Below are 20,676 nucleotides of genomic sequence, written 5' to 3' on the forward strand. Positions count from 1 at the left end.
GCCCGGCCTGTTGCACATCACCATCAGGCAGGCACGTGGTGAAAGGATCTGCCCATGTTTTCCAGAGTCATTCTGTTCAGCGTCGGTCTGTCGCTGAGCCCGGTGCTGTTCGCGGCGCCCCAACACGCCCTCACGGTCTACGGCGAAGCCCCGAAATACGCCCCGGACTTCCAGCACCTGGCCTACGCCAACCCCGACGCCCCCAAGGGTGGAACCTTGCGCCGCTCTTCGCTGGAGAGCGGCCCGTTCGATCACCTGATTCCCTACATCGACAAAGGCACCGGCGTTGCCGACATAGACGGCTGGCTCTACGCGCCGCTGGCCTATCGCAGCAAGGACGAGCCTTACAGTGTCTACGGTCTGGTCGCCCACCGGATGGAGCTGGACGCGGACCGGCGCTGGCTGCGCTTTTACCTGAACCCCAAGGCTCGGTTCGAGGACGGCACGCCGATCACCGCCGAAGACGTGCGCTACACCTTCGAGCTGTTCACCACTCAGGGCAGCCTCAAATATCGCCAACAGTTTCGCGATGTCGCCGAGGTGCAGGTCGAGTCGCCGACCCAGGTGCGTTTCGTGTTCAAGAACAACGAGAGCCGCACATTGCCGCTGGATCTGGCGACGTTGCCGGTGCTGCCCGAGCACTGGTGGCGCACACGCAATTTCGCCGATGGCGCAGGCTTCGAGATTCCGCCGGGCAGCGGGCCGTACAAGGTCAGCGCGGTGGACGCCGGGCGCAGCGTGAAATTTCAGCGGATCAAGGATTGGTGGGGCAGGGATCTGCCGATCACTCGCGGGCTCTACAACTTCGATCAATTGAGCGTGGAGTTCTTTGCCGACACGGACGTGTCGCGACAAGTGCTCAAGGCCGGTGGCTTCGATTACAACCGCGAATTCTCCGCCACCAGTTACACCATCGGTTACGCCGGCGCGGCGCTGGAGCAGGGCAAGTTGCTGCGCGAACACCTCGCACCCGGGGCCGCGCAAGGTGCCCAAGGCTTTGTGTTCAACTTGCAGAAGCCGGTGTTTCAGGATCGCCGGGTGCGGCAGGCGATCGCCATGCTCTGGGATTTCGAATGGAGCAACCGGCAGATGATGCGCAGTATGTACCTGCGTCAGCGCAGCTTCTTTTCCCACAGTGCGTTGTCGGCCACCGAACTGCCAGATGCCGAAGAGCTGAAAATCCTCGAACCGTGGCGCGGCAAGATTACCGATGAAGTCTTCAGTCAAGTGTTCGAGGCGCCGCGCACCGACGGCAGCGGCAACGTCCGCGCGCAACAGTTGCAGGCGCTGAAACTGTTGGAGGCCGCCGGCTGGAAACCCCGAGGCGATCAACTGGTGAATGCCGCCGGCGATCCGCTGCGATTCACCTTTCTCAACGGCCAGAAGGGGTTCGAGCGTCTGCTGCTGCCGTTCAAACGCAACCTGGCGCAGATCGGCATCGGCTTCGATATTCGTCAGGTCGACACCGCGCAATACACCAACCGCGTACGCAGCCGCGACTACGACATGATCGTGGTCGGTTACCCGGTGAGTCAGGCACCGGGGCGCGAGCTGTTCAACTATTTCGGCTCCGACGGCGCTGATGATCCCGGCTCCAACAACTACATGGTGCTGCGCGACCCGGCGGTGGATGCGCTGCTTGAAGGCGTGGTGCAGGCCGACAATCGCGAGAGCCTTCTGCGCCACGCCCATGCGCTGGATCGGGTGTTGCAGTGGGGCTATTACTGGATTCCCAACTATTACCCGCCAGGGATTTCCACGGTGTGGTGGAACCGTTTCGGTCGCCCGGCGATTGCGCCGCTGTACGACGCCGGCCTCGACACCTGGTGGGAAATCAGTCCGACCGCGCTGACCTCGACGCAAATGCAGCAACAGCAAAAGGAGTACGCCGCCCATGTGGGGTTATAGCCTGCGGCGTCTGCTGCTGATCGTGCCAACCTTGCTGGCGATTCTGCTGGTGAACTTCGTGATCGTGCAGGCCGCGCCCGGTGGCCCGGTCGAACAAGCCATCGCCCGATTGCAGGGGATCGGTGTCGGTGCGGCGGTGGGTGCCAGTCATGTCGAAAGCATTGGCGGCGAGTCCCGCGCGACCCGTGGGCTGGACCCGAAACTGGTGGCCGAGATCGAGCGCCAGTACGGCTTCGATAAAAGCACCGGCGAGCGCTTGTGGCTGATGCTCAAGAGCTATGCGCAACTGGATTTCGGCAAGAGTTTCTTCCGGGGTGCGTCGGTGACCGAGCTGATCTGGCAGAAGCTGCCGGTGACCTTGTCGTTGGGATTGTGGGCGACGCTGATCACTTATCTGGTATCGATTCCGCTGGGCATTCGCAAGGCGGTGCACAACGGTTCGGCGTTCGATGTCTGGAGCAGCGCGACGATCATCATCGGCTACGCGATGCCGGGATTTCTGTTTGCGCTGCTGCTGATCGTGGTGTTCGCCGGCGGTACGGCGCTGGACTGGTTCCCGGTGCGAGGGCTGGTCTCGGACAACTTCGTCGAGCTGTCGCTGTGGGGCAAGGTTGCTGACTACTTCTGGCATTTGGTGTTGCCGGTCAGCGCGTTGGTGATCGGTGGGTTTGCAACGCTGACGATCCTGACCAAGAACAGCTTCCTCAACGAGATCTCGCGGCTGTACGTGGTCACGGCCCGCGCTAAAGGCCTGAGCGAACGACAGGTGTTGTACGGGCATGTGTTTCGCAACGCGATGCTGCTGGTGGTGGCCGGATTGCCTCAGGCGTTGGTCACGGTGTTTTTCGGCGGTTCATTGTTGATCGAAGTGATCTTCTCCCTCGACGGTCTCGGCCGCCTGAGCTACGAAGCGGCGGTGTCGCGGGATTACCCGGTGGTGTTCGGTTCGCTGTTCATCTTCACCCTGTTCGGGCTCTTGATAAAACTGTTGGGCGACCTGTGTTACACGCTGGTCGATCCGCGCATCGACTTCACCGCGAGGACTGCCTGATGCCGACGCTTTCTCCCATCGGACAGCGCCGCTGGGCGCGGTTCAAGGCCCATCGGCGCGGCTGGTGGTCGTTATGGCTGTTTCTCGCGCTGTTCGGCCTGAGCCTGGGCGGCGAACTGGTCGCCAATGACAAGCCGTTGCTGGTGACGTATCAGGGCGAATGGTTTTTCCCGGCGTTCAAGCGCTACACCGAGCAGGACTTCGGCGGCGAGCTGCCGTTCCAGCCCGACTACCGCAGCGCCCAGGTGCGTGAATTGATCGAGGGGCAGGGCGGACGGATGTGGTTTGCGCCGATCCCGTTCGGCTACGACACGGCTAACTACGACCTCACTGAACCGGCCCCGAGCCCGCCCACCGCCGAAAACTGGCTGGGCACCGACGATCAGGCGCGGGACGTGCTGGCGCGGGTGATATTCGGCACGCGGGTCTCGCTGTTGTTCGCCCTGGCGTTGACGGCGGTGAGCGCGTTGATCGGTATCGCCGCCGGTGCCTTGCAGGGGTATTACGGCGGTTGGGTCGACTTGCTCGGGCAGCGTCTGCTGGAGGTCTGGTCGGGGCTGCCGGTGCTCTATCTGCTGATCATTCTGTCGGGCTTCGTCGAGCCGAATTTCTGGTGGTTGCTGGGGATCATGGCGCTGTTTTCCTGGCTAAGTCTGGTGGACGTGGTGCGCGCCGAGTTCCTGCGCAGCCGGGGGCTCGAGTACGTGAAAGCGGCGCGGGCGCTGGGTGTCGGCGATGCACAGGTGATCGTGCGGCACATTCTGCCCAATGCCATGAGTGCGACCTTGACGTACCTGCCGTTCATCCTGACCGGGGCAATTGCCACGTTGTCGGCGCTGGATTTTCTCGGCTTCGGCATGCCTGCCGGCAGCGCTTCGCTGGGCGAGTTGATCGGCCAGGGCAAGAACAATCTGCAAGCACCGTGGTTGGGCCTGACGGCATTTTTTGCCCTGGCGCTGATTCTTTCTCTACTCGTATTCATCGGCGAAGCCTGCCGAGATGCCTTCGACCCCAGGACTTGATATGCGTGAACATCTGATCGAAATACGCGACCTGCGGGTGGCGTTCAAAGGGCAGGAAGTGGTGCACGGCATCAACTTCGACATTTGCCCGGGCGAATGCCTGGCGCTGGTGGGCGAGTCGGGTTCCGGCAAGTCGGTGACGGCCCACAGCATCCTGCAACTGTTGGATCCGAACATCACCCGGATCGACGGCAGCATCCGCTACGGCGGCGAAGAGTTGCTGGGTGTACACGAGCGCTACCTGCGGCAACTGCGCGGCAACCGCATCGCGATGATTTTTCAGGAGCCGATGAGCTCGCTGAACCCGTTACACAGCATCGAGCGGCAACTCGGCGAAAGCCTGGCGCTGCACAGAGGCCTGGCCGGCGCGGCGGCGCGCAAACGGATTCTGGAGCTGTTGGAACTGGTGGGCATTCAGCGTCCGCGCGAGCGGCTGAAAGCGTATCCGCATCAGCTCTCCGGCGGGCAGCGGCAGCGGGTGATGATCGCCATGGCGCTGGCGTGCGAACCGCAATTGTTGATTGCCGATGAGCCGACCACGGCCCTCGACGTCACGGTGCAGCGCAAGATTCTGTTGCTGCTCAAGGAGCTGCAACAGCGGCTGGGTATGGCGCTGCTGATCATCAGTCACGACCTGAATCTGGTGCGCACCATCGCCCAGCGGGTGGCGGTGATGCGTGCGGGTGAGATCGTCGAACAGGCAAGCTGCGAGCAGTTGTTCCGTGCGCCGCAGCATCCCTACAGCATCGAGTTGCTCAACGCCGAACCCGGCGGCGCGGCGCTGTGCCGGGATGCGGCGGAGGATTTGCTCGAAGTTCGCGATCTGCATGTGCGTTTTCCGCTGGGAGGCGGCTGGCTGCGGGCCAAGTCGTATCTGCACGCGGTCAATGGCATCGATCTGGACCTGCAGCGGGGCAAGACTTTGGGCATTGTTGGTGAGTCGGGCTCGGGTAAATCCACGCTGGGTCAGGCGATCCTGCGCCTGATCGATGCCGACGGCAGCATCCGCTTCAACGGCGAGGCGCTTGAGCAACTGAGCGGCAAACAATTGCGTCCGTTGCGCAAACGCCTGCAAGTGGTGTTTCAGGATCCGTTCGGCAGCCTCAGCCCGCGCTTGTGCGTGGAGCAGATCATTGCCGAGGGTTTGCAGGTGCACAGTGACTTGGATGCGCAGGCGCGCGAGCAGGCGGTGATTGATGTACTGAAGGAAGTCGGGCTCGATCCGGCGACGCGTCATCGCTATCCCCACGAGTTTTCCGGCGGGCAGCGACAACGCATCGCCATCGCTCGGGCGCTGGTGCTCAAGCCGGATCTGATCCTGCTCGATGAGCCGACGTCGGCCCTGGATCGCACGGTGCAGAAACAGATCGTCGCGCTGTTGCGCCGGTTGCAGGAGGAGCACGGGCTGACTTATCTGTTCATCAGCCATGACCTGGCGGTGGTGCGGGCGCTGGCTCACGATCTGATCGTGATGAAGGATGGCGAAGTGGTGGAGCGTGGCGAAACGGCCGGGTTGTTTGATTCGGCCCGGCACCCGTACACACGGGAATTGCTGGCGGCATCGTTTGCCGGTGTGAACGCCTGAAACGACAAATCCCGCCACAGGGGCGGGATTTGTTTGCAGACTGGCTGCGGTCTTACGCGGGGAACAGCTCGGACAGTTTCATCGACAGCATCATGTCGCCTTCAACGCGCAGCTTGCCGCCCATGAACGCCTGCATGCCGTCGGTTTCGCCGCTGACGATGCCTTTGAGGGTTTCGCTGTCCAGCACCAGCGTGCAGTTGGCGTCCGGGTTTTCGCCTTCCTGGATGTCGCAGGTGCCGTCTTTGACGATCAGGGCGTATTGCTTGTCTTCGTCAGTGATGTTGAAACCGAAGACCAGATCCAGACCGGCAGCGGCGGCTGGGTTGAACTTGGCTTGCATTGCTTTTACGGCATCAGCTACGGAGGTCATGGTTCGATCCTTTTTGGTTGATTGCAGCAGGGTCACAGTAATCCGGACTCAGCGAAACGTGATGAGTTCCGGGGCCTTCAGCAGTTGCAGGTGTGCATGACTGTTGAAGGAAGCCAGAGCCACCTCGCGACCGCGGAACTTCAGCTGGTTGAGCGAGGTGTTGACGATTTGCCAGTTCAGTTCAAAGGCCTGCCGGGCAGGCATTTGAGTGATCAGGTGAAGCAGGGCGGTGATCGTGCCACCGGAGGTGAACACCGCGATTTTCTGGGCGTTGTCAGCCTGTTCGAGAATCCGCTGCAGCCCTGCCTGGACCCGCTCGACGAAACCCAGCCAGCTTTCCAGGCCCGGTGTGTCGTAGGTGCCGGCGAGCCAGCGTTCGATGATCAGGGCGAAGATGCGCTGGAACTCGCCACGGTTTTGCGCGGCGTTACGCAGGATTTCCAGGGCTTCGGGCTCTTCCGGCAACATGGCCGGGAGCAGGGCGCGGATCACGGCGTCGGCATCGAATTCGTTGAAGGCCGAATCGATTTCCAGAGCCGGAACCGGCAAACCGACGGCGGCGAACTGTTCCAGCGCGCTGTTGGCCGTGTGTTGCTGGCGGCGCAGGTCGCCCGACAGGCAGCGGTCGAAGCTGATTCCGAGTTCGGCGAGGTGACGGCCGAGGATTTCTGCCTGGCGTACACCGGTCGGCGACAGGACGTCATAGTCGTCTGCACCGAAGGAGGCCTGGCCATGTCGAATCAAGTAGATGCTGCCCACGTCCGCGTCATCCCGGTACGTTGAAGGTTGTGGCGAGGTTATGGGGATGACGGTGAGCTGTCAATGAAAAAACATACGCTTGTTTGAAATGCCCGTTCCAGCCTTGTTGCCAGAGGTTTCACGGCTGGCCGACGGGCCGGTGCATGGGTATGCTGGAGCCAATTCCCGCGTGTGTTTCACGACCGCGCATCGTTTGAAGGAGTCACTGTGGAGTTTTTGACTGAATACGCCAGTTTCCTGGCCAAGACCGTAACGCTGGTCATCGCCATTCTGGTGGTGCTGGCGAGTTTTGCTGCGTTGCGCAGCAAGGGCCGGCGCAAATCTGCCGGCCAGTTGCAGGTCAGCAAGCTCAACGATTTCTATAAAGGCCTGCGTGAGCGGCTGGAGCAGACCCTGCTCGACAAGGATCAGCTCAAGGCCTTGCGCAAGGGCCAGGCCAAGTCCGAAAAGAAACAGAAGAAGAAACCCGACGCCAAACCGCGGGTATTCGTGCTGGACTTCGACGGCGACATCAAGGCCTCGGCGACTGAAAGCCTGCGCCACGAGATCACCGCGCTACTGACCCTGGCCACACCGAAGGACGAGGTGGTCCTGCGTCTGGAGAGCGGCGGCGGCATGGTTCACAGCTATGGTCTGGCCTCGTCGCAACTGGCGCGCATCCGGGAAGCTGGCGTGCCGTTGACCGTGTGCATCGACAAGGTCGCGGCGAGCGGCGGCTACATGATGGCGTGCATCGGCGAGAAGATCATCAGCGCGCCGTTTGCGATTCTCGGCTCCATCGGTGTGGTGGCGCAGTTGCCCAACGTCAACCGCCTGCTGAAAAAGCACGACATCGATTTCGAAGTGCTGACCGCTGGCGAATACAAACGCACCCTGACCGTATTTGGCGAAAACACCGAGAAGGGTCGGGAAAAGTTTCAGGAAGACCTGGACATCACCCACCAGCTGTTCAAGAACTTCGTTGCCCGCTATCGCCCGCAACTGGCGATCGACGAAGTCGCCACCGGTGAAGTCTGGCTCGGCATCGCGGCATTGGAAAAGCAACTGGTCGACGAACTCAAGACCAGCGACGAATACCTGGCCGAGCGTGCCAAACAGTCCGAGGTCTATCACCTGCACTATGCCGAACGCAAAAGCCTCCAGGAACGTATCGGCATGGCCGCCAGCGGTTCGGTGGATCGCGTGTTGTTGAGCTGGTGGAGCCGGCTGACCCAGCAACGATTCTGGTGAATCGGGCATAAAAAAACGCCGGTCGAATGACCGGCGTTTTTTTGTGTTTGACTCAGGGTTTTATCGACGACGGAACAGCGGCAGCGGTTCATCGGTGGCGGCCTGATAGGTCACCGAAAAGTCCTTCAGGCTTTCAAGGGCGTCGTACGGGTCTTTGTCCGCGCGCAGGGCGAAGGCATCGAAGCCGCAACGGCGCATGTAGAACAGTTGGTCACGCAGCACGTCGCCAATTGCTCGCAATTCACCCTTGAAACCGTAACGGTCACGCAGCAGGCGGGCGTTGGAGTAGTTGCGGCCATCGGTGAACGCCGGGAAGTTCAGGGCAATTACCTGGAACTCATTCACGTCGTCACCGATTTCCTCGGCTTCTTCGTCGGCGTCCAGCCACACACCCAGGCCGCCATCGCGGGCCTTGAGCATGCGGGCGTGTTCACGCCACAGTTGCAACGGGACGATCAGGTCGTCGCAGTTGCTGATTTCGTCGATGTTGAAATCCTTGGGCAGCAGGTGCCAGGTTTCGTCGACGACCTCGTTGTTCTTAATGATTCGCTGCATAGACGCGTTCCTTGAAGAGGTCGATGCCAATACGCTGGTAGGTGTCGATGAAACGCTCGTCTTCGGTGCGTTGTTCCACGTACACGTCGATCAGTTTGGAGATCACGTCCGGCATGTCTTCCTGAGCGAAAGACGGGCCGAGGATCTTGCCCAGGCTGGCGTCACGGCTGGCGCTGCCACCGAGGGAGACCTGGTAGAACTCTTCACCTTTCTTGTCCACACCGAGGATGCCGATGTGGCCGACGTGGTGGTGACCGCAGGCGTTCATGCAGCCGGAGATGTTCAGGTCCAGTTCACCGATGTCGAACAGGTAGTCCAGGTCGTCGAAACGGCGCTGGATCGATTCGGCGATCGGGATCGACTTGGCGTTGGCCAGGGAGCAGAAATCACCGCCAGGGCAGCAGATGATGTCGGTCAGCAGGCCGATGTTCGGCGTGGCGAAGCCAGCTTCACGCAGCTCGCCCCACAGGGTGAACAACTGGCTTTGCTCGACGTCGGCCAGAATGATGTTCTGCTCGTGGGACGTGCGCAGTTGACCGAAGCTGTAGCGCTCGGCCAAGTCGGCGACGGCGTCGAGCTGCTTGTCGGTGATGTCGCCCGGTGCAACGCCGGTTGGCTTCAGGGACAGGGTCACGGCCACATAGCCCGGCTTCTTGTGCGCCAGGGTGTTGCGCGTGCGCCAGCGGGCGAAGCCCGGATGCTCTTTGTCGAGGGCGGCCAGTTCGGCGTCTTGATTGCTCAGCGCCTTGTAGTCCGGGTCGACGAAGTGTTTGGCGACGCGATGGACTTCGGCTTCGGTCAGGGTGGTCTGCCCGCCGCGCAGGTGTTCCATTTCGGCATCGACTTTCTGGGCGAAGACTTCTGGAGTCAGCGCTTTGACGAGGATCTTGATCCGCGCCTTGTATTTGTTGTCACGACGGCCATAGCGGTTGTAGACCCGCAGGATCGCGTCGAGGTAGCTCAACAGGTCCTGCCATGGCAGGAATTCGTTGATGAACGCGCCGACCACCGGAGTACGACCCAGACCACCGCCGACCAGCACGCGGAAACCGAGTTCACCGGCAGCGTTGTGGACCGGCTCAAGGCCGATGTCGTGGACTTCGATGGCCGCACGGTCGGAGGTCGAACCGTTGACGGCGATCTTGAATTTACGCGGCAGGTAGGCGAATTCCGGGTGGAAGGTCGTCCACTGACGAACGATTTCGCACCACGGACGCGGGTCGATCAACTCGTCGGCTGCGACACCGGCGAACTGGTCGGTGGTGACGTTGCGCAGGCAGTTGCCGCTGGTCTGGATGGCGTGCATCTGCACGGTGGCCAGTTCCGCGAGGATGTCCGGGATGTCTTCCACCGCCGGCCAGTTGAACTGCACGTTCTGCCGCGTGCTGATGTGGGCGTAGCCCTTGTCATAGTCGCGGGCGATTTTCGCCATCATGCGCACCTGGCGCGAGGTCAGCTGGCCGTAAGGCACCGCCACGCGCAGCATCGGCGCGAAACGCTGGATATACAGGCCATTTTGCAGGCGCAGGGGGCGGAATTCTTCTTCGCTCAGCTCACCTGCCAGATAGCGTCGGGTCTGATCACGGAACTGCTTGACGCGGTCCTCGATGATCCGCTGATCGTACTCGTCGTATACGTACATATAAGTCCTGTTCTCAGGCTTTGGCCACTCGGAAAACGCTGCGTTTTCGCTTGCTGGAGTCCGATGGTTCCTCTGCAATTCGGCGCGCACGGCCGCGCACTCCCTGAAGGAGCCGGGGCAATATACCCGTTTGCAGTTATGCGCAAAAGTGATGTTTGAGTATATGGAAAGAACCAAATCGCCTAACGAGAATCACTGTCAACTAACCCACATTTGTCGTGCGGTCAATCATCGTCTTAACTGTGGTCGAGTCTTTCTGCAATCACCGATAAAACCGACAAGAGGCGATGCAATGAGCAACCCAACCAAGGCAAGGAAAAGCGATAGCAGCGTCGATGCTTGGGCCATTCTGTTCCTGATCATTCTGGTCGTTGGAACGGCGGTGTTCTGGGTCAGCCATCAGTAAAACGACTCGTCCGGGCCCCGCTTGCGACGATTGTCGGACAAAAGGCGGGATCAAGCGCCAAAGGCCAGGTGATCAATGGCTATAATGCGCGGCCATTTTTCCTTGGGCCCGGATGATTCATGTTCAAGTTTCTCCACCTCAGCCTGCTGCTGTTCGGCGCGGTTTTCGGTACGTGCGCGCGTGCAGAGTCGGTGCTGTTCCTGAATCCGGGCTCGACCCAGGAAGCGTTTTGGGTCAGCTACTCGCAATTCATGCAGGCCGCCGCCCGGGACCTGGGCATCGACTTGCGCATCCTCTATGCCCAGCGCCAGCCGGAACTGACCCTGGCTCAGGCGCGACTGGCCCTGCAGGGGCCTGAGCGCCCGGACTATCTGGTGTTCGTCAATGAACAGTACGTGGCGCCGCAGATCCTGCGTATGGCCAATGGCAGCGGCGTGAAGCTCTTTATCGTCAACTCGGCACTGACGCCCAACCAGAAGGCGATGATGGCCGATCGTGCTGATCGCATCGGCAGTCTGGTGCCCAACGATGAAGAGGGCGGCTACTTGATGATGAAGGAGCTGATTCGTCTTCATCCGGCTGTCGCGCCCGGTGAAAGCATCGACCTGCTGGCCTTTTCCGGTCTGAAGATCACGCCCTCGGCCCAACTGCGAGAAAAAGGCATGCAACGGGCACTCGCCGAGCATCCTCAGGTACACCTGCGGCAACTGGTCTACGGCGGCTGGACGCAACAGCGTGCCTACGAGCAGGCCAGGCAATTGCTGGTCCGCTATCCCAAGGTGTCATTGGTGTGGGCGGCCAATGATGAAATGGCCTTCGGCGCGATGCGTGCCGTTTCGGAAGCCGGCAAGGTGCCGGGCAAAGACGTGCTGTTCAGCGCGGTCAACACCTCGCCCGAAGCGTTGCAGGCGTTGGTTGACGGGCGGCTGAGCGCGTTGCTGGGCGGCCATTTCACTCTCGGTGGCTGGGCACTGGTCGAGCTGCATGATCACGCGCAGGGTGTCGATCTGAATCAGTACGGCGGTCGTGACCGACAGATTCCGTTGCTGCAACTGATCGATCGGGATCATGCCCGCCGAATCCTTGCCATGGGCGCCTCACCGGACTATGGCGTGCACTTTCGCAAGCTCTCGGCGAAAGGCCGTCCGGTTTCCTACCGCTATCCGTTCAATCTGCAGACACTGATGCACTGAGCGAGTCAGACGCCGGCCAGATGCACCACCAGTTGAACGATGCCGAACAGCGTCAGGGCGAACACTGCCGTGAACACAATGCCCAGAAAGATGAAATGACTCGGCTTGCCGTGGGTGAAATCCCTCGCCCGGTTCTTGCCGCTTTGCACCCCGAACGCCGCCGCCATGACGCTGTGCAGCATCTGCCAGAAGGTCGGTGGTTTGTTGTCGACTGGATCGTCCATACATCCCTCGTCTCAAAGTGTGCCTGTTGAGCATAGTCAATCGGCCGACAGCGCGCGAAACCGTTGGTAATGCCTTGGTGGCGCCGGCATAACTATCTACTGCGAACGGTCGCCCGCGAAATGGTGTGCTGACGCCTCATCCCACAGGAGAGGCGCCATGCCACCGATTCCCGCCGCTGATATGAGACCCGCGGCCTCACAGAGCATCCACGGTCCGTTTCTTGAACAGGCCATTCCCGATTGGCTGACGGACGCCACGGCGCAGCGACGTGCGGAGCTGGGCAGCGCCAACGCGGCACTGACGCCCGGTTATCGCCAGGCCACCGCGCAGCAGCGTCGCGCGTTGAACGACGCCGTTGTCGCCAGTTTCGTCGCCCAGTCCCGGCTGGACCGACAACTGTCATCCCTGCAAAACATCGACACCTTTGCCAGACCTTTGCTGACCAAGGCACTGCAGGAGCAATTTGGCGTGGAGATGGATGTCGATGTGATTTATCTGTGCCTGAACAAACCGGTTCAAATGGGGATCCTTTCGATAGAAGTGGGTGTGTTCGAGTTCATGAAACTGCCGCTGCTGCAGGCGGCGCTGCATAACTTTGCAGCCTCGGAATGTGAGCCTGAGGCATTCCACGATTCTTCCGGTTTCTTGATCGAATGGTGGACATCCGGTGTGCTCCTTCCCCTGCAAACCACGTTGACCGTTCCCGGGTTCATCACGCTATGCCGTTCGCTGGACATCGGCGCCAAGTATCAGGCTTACCTCAGGGGCTATCTCCACGCCGAAGAGGTGCAAGCGACCCTGCGGGACAATTTCATCGGCGCCGCCAAGGCTGATCTGCGCGCTGCCGCCGAGCAGGCGCTGCTGTGCAACGACATCGAGCCTGCCGACTACTCAATGATCCTGTCGGTCATCGATGGCAACCGTCATCCTCGCCTGGGGAACAAGAGCGTCTGGTTTCACGAACTGAGCCTGATGAAGCATCGTATGACTGGATGTGTCTGTTTCTCGATCAGCGAGAATGATCGCTATACAGACGATTTGCTGCTCTATATCCCCCATGATCCCCGGCACCCGTTGAAGCGTTATACGCGCAAGCAACTGTGGGACATGTTCAGGAAGCGCTTCAGCGAACGCGACAGCGGCTCGTCGGCAGAGGTTGTGCCGACGGCGTATCAGCGGTTTTTCAGCCGTTTCGTGGCTTATGCCGATCGCGCGGACTATTTCAGTCAGTTCACTCGCGATGCCTCGGACGCATCGGCCGCCGGGCGTGTTGTTCTCAAGCTTCTTACAATGCTCAATCCCTTCACCGGCTTCACATCCGTCCATGAATGGCCCCCCCTGCGCCAGCAATCGCTCCCGGAGGATGACCCTTATCTGGCCCCGGCAGTCATTCCCCGCGAGGGCGATGACCCCGCATCCGAAAACGTTGACCTGTGGAACTATCTTTTCGAGCAACACCGCGACCGGCTCACTGCCGATGCCCGCAGTCACGCCGTACCCACGGCTGATGTCGATGCGAAAGTGCGCAGTGAGAAGCTCGCGGTACTGCTGAACATCGGCATGCTGGTGCTGACCACGGCAGCAGGGTTTGTACCTGTGCTGGGCGAGATCATGACTGGCGTCATGGTCGGTCAGTTGCTGGAAGAGTCCATTGAAGGCGTCATTGACTGGAGCGAAGGGGATCGCCAGGCCGCCAAGGCGCACTTGATCGATGTCGCGGAAAATCTGGTGCTGTTCGGCGTGCTCGCCGGGGCCGGAAAAAGCCTGGCCGGCGTCAGACCGGCAACGGCTGCACCCGTGATGGAAAAACTGCATCCGGTCACATTGGCCAGCGGCGAAACCCGGCTGTGGCGTCCGGATCTGACGGCCTATGAAAGCCCCGATTGGCATCTTCACCAACACGAACCCAATGCCCTGGGGCAATTCACCGAAGGGAAAAAAACCTGGATCCGAATCGAGGGCAGGGCGTACGAGAAGCACTGGGACGGGACAATCAAACGCTGGCGAGTGCGGCATCCCCGCGATCCCCGCGCCTATCAGCCGCCGCTCAGCCACAACGGCGTCGGTGCCTGGCGCCATACGCTGGAGCGTCCGTTGTCCTGGGATCGGCTGACGCTGCTGCGCCGCATCGGGCATCGAACCGACAGGCTTTCAGACACGCAATTGCTGGCCATCGCCGATATCGGCGGTGTCAGCGACAACGCTTTGCGCAAAATGCATCTGGATAACCTGCCGCCGCCGCCCGAACTGGCCGATGCGTTGCAATTGTTTGAAGCGCCTCGCGGCACTGCCGCGCCGGACGCGCGAATCATCAAGCTGCAAACGGCGTGTCCGGGACTCGGCGATGCCGCCGCCCGGGAGGTGCTGACCCATGCCGATGCCGACTCGCTGGCGATCTTGCAAACCTCCAGGCCAGTCCCTCGCCGCCTGCTGGAGGAGGCGCGCTGGCACGCAAGTCAGGGGCGGGCGAGTCGCGCGTATGCCGGTTTGTACCTGGAGCATCCTTCAGCCGACAGTGGGCGTCTGGCTTTGCAGTTGCTCGAGAAACTGCCGGGCTGGCCGGGTGATGTGCGGCTGGAGTTTCGCGATCGGCATCGACAGGGCGGGCTGCTTGAGGCGATTGGCAGCGAATCAGCGGCACACCGGGTGTATCTGGTGAAACAGGGGCCGTTGTTCCAGGCATTCAGCGAGCAGGCATCGAGCGCTCGGCTCGATCGGTTTTTCCCTGCGCTCATGCGCGCTTTGCCACGGCAAACAACAGAGGCGCTGGGGATATTCGGGATGACGGACGGCGCCAGGCTACAACGTGCGATGATCGATTACGCCACCGCTCACCCGGAGCAGGTTCGCGCCTTCGTGGTTCCACCCGGCCAGGGCGTCCGTGCATTCACACCGCCAGTGCGTCTCGAAGGTCGTCGACTGGGGTATTTCGCCAGTGGGGAGGGCGCAGTAGGGCGTTCGGGTGTCAATCCTTCGCTGGTGATCCGATTGCTCGACGTCTATCCGAATCTGGATTTGCGACAGGCCAACGGGGTCATCCTCAGAGCGATGAGAGAAGGCCAAAGCGACGCGCAGATCATGCAAGGGCTGGTCGAACGCGCGCTTGAGTGGGAGCGCCTTGAATCAACGCTCGCTCAATGGGCGGTTCCCGGTGCGCATGTCGAAGAGCGCTTGCGAGCTGTGCGTCAGTTGAAGCAATGCTGGCGCAATGCACCACTTGCTGCCGAAACCCCGGGTTACAGTCACCTCGAGTGGATCTGCGACGACCCGCTGCCACCCATGCCGGGGACTTTTCCTCATGTGAAATCCCTGCGTCTGCAATCGCGCCGTTCAGATGCTGCACAAATGCGTGGATTCCTGCGCGCGTTCCCCGAGATTCGCCATCTCGATCTCAGTGAATGTGCGCTGACCACCAATCCCGTCCCCACCGATACCCGCGTGAAACTGGTGGAGCTCAACCTGTCCGGCAATCCGCTGTATCGGCTGGACGTCTCGAACATGCCGAACCTGAAGGTCCTGAACCTTCAAGGGACGCAACTGCAACAATGGCCGCGGGCAGCCGAAGAGCTTCGGGCGCTGCGCTGGCTGGATCTGCGCAACACCCGCATCACCACGCTGGCGCCGCAAATGCTTGCCCGTGACGAACTGTTGATCAATACCAATCTGACCGGTGCTCCCCTTACAGACGAAACGCAAGTCCGCCTGCGGGCGGCACAACAACGGGTCGAGTCGACCCTGGGGCTGCCGGAGGGGACGTTGGCAAGGTTTGCCCTTGAACCGATACCCGACCCTTACCCGCACCCCATCGAGACGGGGTCGCGCGTGGCCTCGCGGTTGTTGCCGCTGCCACCGGCATTGCCCGCTGAAGAGCATCCAGGTTCGTTCATCGGTCGCCTGCAGCGAATCATTCCCGAGCTGTCGGAGCAGGAGGCCATTGAAGCAGTCGAGTACCTGCGCATTGGCGCCAGCGACGAACAAGTCAGTGCGCGGCTCGCTGAGTGGAACCGGCGGTTCGACGTGATGACCCGGGAGTTGAATGGCTGGATCTTCGTCCGGCGCAGTTCAGAACAGCGTTTCAGGCATCCGCGAATTTCATCGGAAGGTCGCGGGGACGCGGCACAAAAAATCATCGAGTGCTGGCGACTGGGTCTGCTCGGTGAGGCTGGCGAGGCCGATTATGTGCTGGATCTGGAAGGCACTCTCGGTGTGGGAGCATTGCCCAGGCTGCCGGAAGCCTTTACCCATGTGGCGGGCTTGAATCTGCGAGGGCTGGAACTGAGCGAGCAGGGCCTCAACGATTTCCTCCTGTCGTTCACGCAAGTTGAAACCCTGGACCTGGCTGCCAATGCACTGGAGAACCTGCCGCAAGCCATCGGCGACATGCAGCGGCTTGAGCAACTGGATCTGTCCGCCAATCGCTTGCAGGACGGGCGCACTGTCGTACAGCGGCTGGAGTCGCTGCAGCACCTCAGGCGCCTGAGTCTGAACTACAACCGTTTCAAATCCTTCAACGCCGCGTCTCTGGAGGCGCTGGAGCTGCTGGAACTGAATCACAACCGACTCAAGGATTTCAACGCAGCGATCCCGCCCTGGCTGGAGCGGCTGCATTTGAACGGCAATGACCTGAAGGAATGGCCGGCCGGGGTGCTGCACGCCGAGCGTCTGCATACGCTGAAGCTGTTCGGCAATCCGATCAGGGATATTCCGGCACAGGCGTTTGACGGCCGCCATGATGAACTGCTTGCCGGAACACATTTATCGGGACACTTGCGATCATTGTCGACAGACAGTCTGCAACGGATCCGTGACCATGCTGAGCGAACGGGCGCTCAGTCGGTGCTGGGAATATCCCGGGAGACACTTGAACAATGGCTGGCTGATCGCGAGTGGGAGGAACCGGAGGGTTCCTCCTCTTCCGACGACTCGGACCGAATCTGATGGCTCAGTTGTCGTAGCCCAGATTGGGTGCCAGCCAGCGCTCGGTCAGGCTCAATTCCTGGCCTTTGCGCGAGGTGTAGCTCTGCACCTGATCCTTGTCGACCTTGCCCACGGCGAAGTACTGCGCCTGCGGATGGGCGAAGTACCAGCCGCTGACGGCTGCCGCCGGGAACATCGCGTAGTGCTCGGTGAGGAACACACCGCTGCGGCCGGCGCGCATTTCCTGTGCTTCAGGGTCGAGCAGGGCGAACAGGGTGGCCTTCTCGGTGTGATCCGGGCACGCCGGGTAGCCGGGGGCAGGGCGGATGCCGGAATACTGCTCTTTGATCAGCGCCTCGTTATCGAGGGCTTCATCCTTGGCGTAACCCCAGTGCTCTTTGCGCACCTGCTGGTGCAGCCACTCGGCGCACGCCTCGGCCAGACGGTCGGCCAGGGCCTTGACCATGATCGAGTTGTAATCGTCGCCAGCGTCCTGATAGGCCTTGGCCACTTCTTCGGCGCCGATCCCGGCGGTGGTGATGAAACCACCAACGTAGTCGGTCACTTCGCTGTCCTTCGGCGCGACGAAGTCGGCGAGGGAGAAGTTCGGTTTGCCGTCGGTCTTGATGATCTGCTGGCGCAGGTGATGCAGGCGCGCCATTGGCTTGCCGTCATCGCCGTACAGCTCGATATCGTCGTCGTGCACCTGATTGGCCGGCCAGAAGCCGAACACCGCACGGGCGCTGATCAGTTTCTCGTCGATCAGCTTGGTCAGCATCTCGCGAGCGTCCTTGTACAGCGCGGTCGCCGCTTCGCCGACCACTTCGTCTTCGAGGATGCGCGGGAACTTGCCGGCCAGGTCCCAGGAGATGAAGAACGGCGTCCAGTCGATGTACTCGGCGAGAACGTTGAGGTCGATGTTGTCCAGCACGCGGGTGCCGGTGAAGGTCGGTTTGACCGGGGTGTAAGTGGCCCAGTCGAACTGCGGCTTCTTGGCGATCGCGGCGGCGTAGCTCAGGCGTTCGGTGCGGGCGCTGCGGTTGGCGGTGCGCTCGCGGACGTCGATGTACTCTTCGCGGGTCTTCTGGACGAAACCGGCTTTCAGTTCCTTGGACAGCAACTGCGTCGCCACGCCCACGGCGCGGGAGGCGTCGGTCACGTAGACCACTGCGTCGTTGCTGTACTTGGGCTCGATCTTCACCGCCGTGTGCGCCTTGGAGGTGGTCGCGCCGCCGATCATCAGCGGCAGGTGGAAGTCCTGGCGCTGCATCTCGCGGGCCACATGGACCATCTCATCCAGCGACGGGGTGATCAGACCGGACAGGCCGATGATGTCGCACTTCTGCTCCTTGGCCACCTGCAGGATCTTCTCCGCCGGCACCATCACGCCGAGGTCGACGATGTCGTAGCCGTTGCAACCCAGCACCACGCCGACGATGTTCTTGCCGATGTCGTGCACGTCGCCTTTGACCGTGGCCATCAGGATCTTGCCCTTGGCTTCCGGCTTGTCGCCTTTTTCCAGTTCGATGAACGGAATCAGGTGCGCCACGGCCTGCTTCATCACGCGGGCGGATTTCACCACTTGCGGCAGGAACATTTTGCCGGCGCCGAACAGGTCGCCGACGATGTTCATGCCGGACATCAGCGGGCCTTCGATCACTTCGATCGGGCGGGCGAAGGACTGACGGGATTCTTCGGTGTCTTCGACGATGTGGGTGGTGATGCCCTTGACCAGCGCATGTTCCAGACGTTTGTTGACGTCCCAGCCGCGCCATTCTTCGGTCTCGGCTTCCTTGACGCTGCCGTCGCCCTTGTACTTGTCGGCGATGGCGAGGAGGGCGTCGGTGCCTTCCGGCGTGCGGTTGAGGATCACGTCTTCAACGGCGTCGCGCAGTTCCTGCGGGATCTGGTCGTAGATCTCCAGCTGACCGGCGTTGACGATACCCATGGTCAGGCCGGCGCGGATCGCGTACAGCAGGAACACCGAGTGGATCGCCTCGCGCACCGGGTTGTTGCCGCGGAACGAGAACGACACGTTGGACACGCCGCCGGAGCTCAGGGCATACGGCAGCTCGTCGCGGATGTAGGCACAGGCGTTGATGAAGTCCACAGCGTAGTTGTTGTGTTCTTCGATGCCGGTGGCCACGGCGAAGATGTTCGGGTCGAAAATGATGTCTTCCGGCGGGAAGCCGACTTCGTTGACCAGAATGTCGTAGGAGCGTTTGCAGATCTCTTTCTTGCGCGCTTCGGTGTCAGCCTGGCCGGCTTCGTCGAACGCCATCACCACCACGGCGGCGCCATAGCGCTTGCACAGTTTGGCGTGGTGGATGAACTGCTCGACGCCTTCTTTCATGCTGATCGAGTTGACGATGCCCTTGCCCTGAATGCACTTGAGGCCGGCTTCGATCACGTCCCATTTCGAGGAGTCGATCATGATCGGTACGCGGGAGATGTCCGGTTCGCCGGCAATCAGATTGAGGAAGGTCACCATGGCCTTCTTCGAATCGAGCATCCCTTCGTCCATGTTGATGTCGATCACCTGGGCGCCGGCCTCGACCTGCTGCAGGGCGACTTCCAGGGCTTCGGTGTAGTTGTCTTCACGGATCAGCCGGGCAAATTTCGCGGACCCGGTGATGTTGGTCCGCTCGCCGACGTTGACGAACAGCGAGCTGCGATCAATGGTGAACGGTTCCAGACCCGACAGGCGGCAGGCCTTGGGAATGTCCGGAATCTGCCGTGGCGCGTAACCGGCAACGGCTTTGGCGATCGCTTCGATGTGGCCCGGCGTGGTGCCGCAGCAACCGCCGACGATGTTGAGGAAACCGCTCTGGGCGAATTCTTCGATGACCTTGGCGGTGTCCACCGGCAGTTCGTCGTACTCGCCGAATTCGTTCGGCAGGCCGGCGTTCGGGTGCGCCGAAACGTGGGTGCTGGCCTTGTCCGACAGCTCTTCCAGGTACGGACGCAGTTCGCGGGCGCCGAGGGCGCAGTTAAGGCCGACGGAAATCGGTTTGGCGTGAGCCACGGAGTTCCAAAACGCTTCGGTGGTCTGGCCCGACAGGGTACGGCCGGAGGCGTCGGTGATGGTGCCGGAGATCATGATCGGCAATTCGAAGCCCAGTTCTTCGAACACGCCTTGCACGGCGAAGATCGCGGCTTTGGCGTTGAGGGTGTCGAAGATGGTTTCGATCAGGATCAGATCCGCGCCGCCCTCGATCAGGCCTTTGGTGGCCTCGGTGTAGTTTTCGACCAGCTCATCGAAGGTGACGTTGCGATAGCCCGGGTTGTTGACGTCCGGCGACAGCGAGCAGGTGCGGCTGGTCGGGCCGAGAACGCCGGCGACGAAGCGCGGCTTGTCGGGGGTCTCGAGGGTTTTCGCGTCGGCGACCTTGCGTGCCAGACGGGCGCCTTCTACGTTGAGTTCGTAGACCAGTTCTTCCATGCCGTAGTCGGCCATGGAAATCTGCGTGGCGTTGAAGGTGTTGGTCTCGAGGATGTCGGCACCGGCATCCAGATAGGCTTTCTCGATGCCGCCGATCACGTCCGGGCGGGTCAGCACCAACAGGTCGTTGTTGCCCTTGACGTCGCTCGGCCAGTCGGCGAAGCGTTTGCCGCGATAATCCTGCTCTTCGAGCTTGTAGCTCTGGATCATCGTGCCCATGCCGCCGTCGAGAATCAGGATGCGCTCTTTGAGAGCTTGCTTGAGAGCTTGAAGGCGGACGCTGCGATCGGACATTGGGACTACTCGAAAAGACCATGACGAAGGAGCGGGATCATAACAAACCTGTGCGGATTTAGAGCATGTGGCGCTTT

13 protein-coding genes are annotated in these 20,676 nt (G+C 61.2%); 7 read left to right on the top strand and 6 right to left on the bottom strand.

The window, feature by feature from the left end:
- The first annotated feature begins 54 nt into the window (after nucleotides 1-54).
- The 4 genes from JKA62_RS21290 to JKA62_RS21305 are packed head-to-tail and all read left to right on the top strand — an operon-like array spanning nucleotide 55 to nucleotide 5,566.
- Nucleotides 55-1,908: an extracellular solute-binding protein gene (locus tag JKA62_RS21290; RefSeq protein WP_201819305.1), complete on the top strand. Its 1,854-nt coding sequence runs from the start codon at nucleotides 55-57 to the stop codon at nucleotides 1,906-1,908.
- Nucleotides 1,895-2,959, top strand: a complete 1,065-nt coding sequence (locus JKA62_RS21295; protein WP_011334503.1) for a microcin C ABC transporter permease YejB — start codon at nucleotides 1,895-1,897, stop codon at nucleotides 2,957-2,959. Before JKA62_RS21290 ends, JKA62_RS21295 begins: the two co-directional genes overlap by 14 nt.
- Nucleotides 2,959-3,981: an ABC transporter permease gene (locus JKA62_RS21300; RefSeq protein WP_011334502.1), complete on the top strand. Its 1,023-nt coding sequence runs from the start codon at nucleotides 2,959-2,961 to the stop codon at nucleotides 3,979-3,981. Before JKA62_RS21295 ends, JKA62_RS21300 begins: the two co-directional genes overlap by 1 nt.
- Before the next feature lies 1 nt (nucleotide 3,982).
- Nucleotides 3,983-5,566 (top strand): ABC transporter ATP-binding protein, encoded by a 1,584-nt coding sequence (locus JKA62_RS21305; protein ID WP_011334501.1) that lies wholly within the window; start codon nucleotides 3,983-3,985, stop codon nucleotides 5,564-5,566.
- Between the two features lie 52 nt (nucleotides 5,567-5,618).
- On the opposite strand, the gene JKA62_RS21310 is transcribed toward JKA62_RS21305, so the two are convergent.
- Complete coding sequence (locus tag JKA62_RS21310; protein ID WP_007959502.1) at nucleotides 5,619-5,936, bottom strand: SCP2 sterol-binding domain-containing protein; 318 nt, start codon at nucleotides 5,934-5,936, stop codon at nucleotides 5,619-5,621.
- A gap of 48 nt (nucleotides 5,937-5,984) precedes the next feature.
- Complete coding sequence (locus JKA62_RS21315) at nucleotides 5,985-6,695, bottom strand: histidine phosphatase family protein (protein ID WP_011334500.1); 711 nt, start codon at nucleotides 6,693-6,695, stop codon at nucleotides 5,985-5,987.
- A 207-nt stretch (nucleotides 6,696-6,902) separates the two neighbouring features.
- On the opposite strand from JKA62_RS21315, the gene sohB reads away from it, so the two are divergent.
- Entirely contained in the window at nucleotides 6,903-7,925 is a 1,023-nt protein-coding gene (sohB, locus tag JKA62_RS21320) for a protease SohB (protein WP_011334499.1), read from the top strand.
- A gap of 60 nt (nucleotides 7,926-7,985) precedes the next feature.
- Here sohB and JKA62_RS21325 read toward each other — a convergent pair whose 3' ends face one another.
- Both JKA62_RS21325 and JKA62_RS21330 read right to left on the bottom strand, forming a co-directional pair.
- On the bottom strand, nucleotides 7,986-8,480 hold the full coding sequence (locus JKA62_RS21325) for a DUF934 domain-containing protein (protein WP_007959510.1): 495 nt from the start codon (nucleotides 8,478-8,480) through the stop codon (nucleotides 7,986-7,988).
- Nucleotides 8,464-10,122, bottom strand: coding sequence for a nitrite/sulfite reductase (locus JKA62_RS21330; RefSeq protein WP_011334498.1), 1,659 nt, complete (start codon nucleotides 10,120-10,122; stop codon nucleotides 8,464-8,466). Before JKA62_RS21330 ends, JKA62_RS21325 begins: the two co-directional genes overlap by 17 nt.
- A gap of 525 nt (nucleotides 10,123-10,647) precedes the next feature.
- Between JKA62_RS21330 and JKA62_RS21335 the strand changes: the two genes are divergently transcribed.
- Complete coding sequence (locus JKA62_RS21335; protein ID WP_011334497.1) at nucleotides 10,648-11,721, top strand: ABC transporter substrate-binding protein; 1,074 nt, start codon at nucleotides 10,648-10,650, stop codon at nucleotides 11,719-11,721.
- A gap of 5 nt (nucleotides 11,722-11,726) precedes the next feature.
- Here the strand turns inward: JKA62_RS21335 and JKA62_RS21340 are convergent, their stop codons facing one another.
- A complete protein-coding gene (locus tag JKA62_RS21340) occupies nucleotides 11,727-11,945 on the bottom strand; it encodes a DUF2970 domain-containing protein (protein ID WP_201819308.1) in 219 nt (72 codons plus the stop codon).
- A gap of 157 nt (nucleotides 11,946-12,102) precedes the next feature.
- On the opposite strand from JKA62_RS21340, the gene JKA62_RS21345 reads away from it, so the two are divergent.
- Nucleotides 12,103-16,884, top strand: coding sequence for a leucine-rich repeat domain-containing protein (locus JKA62_RS21345; protein WP_201819310.1), 4,782 nt, complete (start codon nucleotides 12,103-12,105; stop codon nucleotides 16,882-16,884).
- Nucleotides 16,885-16,888: 4 nt separating this feature from the next.
- Here JKA62_RS21345 and metH read toward each other — a convergent pair whose 3' ends face one another.
- Nucleotides 16,889-20,599, bottom strand: a complete 3,711-nt coding sequence (gene metH / locus JKA62_RS21350; protein WP_011334495.1) for a methionine synthase — start codon at nucleotides 20,597-20,599, stop codon at nucleotides 16,889-16,891.
- Nucleotides 20,600-20,676 lie beyond the last annotated feature (77 nt).

Origin of the sequence: Pseudomonas sp. B7 (assembly GCF_016735645.1) — a bacterium.
Taxonomy (GTDB): Bacteria; Pseudomonadota; Gammaproteobacteria; order Pseudomonadales; family Pseudomonadaceae; genus Aquipseudomonas; species Aquipseudomonas glycinae.

Coding starts and splice junctions, on each gene's coding strand:
- JKA62_RS21290 (WP_201819305.1), top strand. CDS start 55: ATGTTTTCCAGAGTCATTCTGTTCAGCGTCGGTCTGTCGCTGAGCCCG.
- JKA62_RS21295 (WP_011334503.1), top strand. CDS start 1,895: ATGTGGGGTTATAGCCTGCGGCGTCTGCTGCTGATCGTGCCAACCTTG.
- JKA62_RS21300 (WP_011334502.1), top strand. CDS start 2,959: ATGCCGACGCTTTCTCCCATCGGACAGCGCCGCTGGGCGCGGTTCAAG.
- JKA62_RS21305 (WP_011334501.1), top strand. CDS start 3,983: ATGCGTGAACATCTGATCGAAATACGCGACCTGCGGGTGGCGTTCAAA.
- JKA62_RS21310 (WP_007959502.1), bottom strand. CDS start 5,936: ATGACCTCCGTAGCTGATGCCGTAAAAGCAATGCAAGCCAAGTTCAAC.
- JKA62_RS21325 (WP_007959510.1), bottom strand. CDS start 8,480: ATGCAGCGAATCATTAAGAACAACGAGGTCGTCGACGAAACCTGGCAC.
- JKA62_RS21330 (WP_011334498.1), bottom strand. CDS start 10,122: ATGTACGTATACGACGAGTACGATCAGCGGATCATCGAGGACCGCGTC.
- JKA62_RS21335 (WP_011334497.1), top strand. CDS start 10,648: ATGTTCAAGTTTCTCCACCTCAGCCTGCTGCTGTTCGGCGCGGTTTTC.
- JKA62_RS21340 (WP_201819308.1), bottom strand. CDS start 11,945: ATGGACGATCCAGTCGACAACAAACCACCGACCTTCTGGCAGATGCTG.
- JKA62_RS21345 (WP_201819310.1), top strand. CDS start 12,103: ATGCCACCGATTCCCGCCGCTGATATGAGACCCGCGGCCTCACAGAGC.
- metH (WP_011334495.1), bottom strand. CDS start 20,599: ATGTCCGATCGCAGCGTCCGCCTTCAAGCTCTCAAGCAAGCTCTCAAA.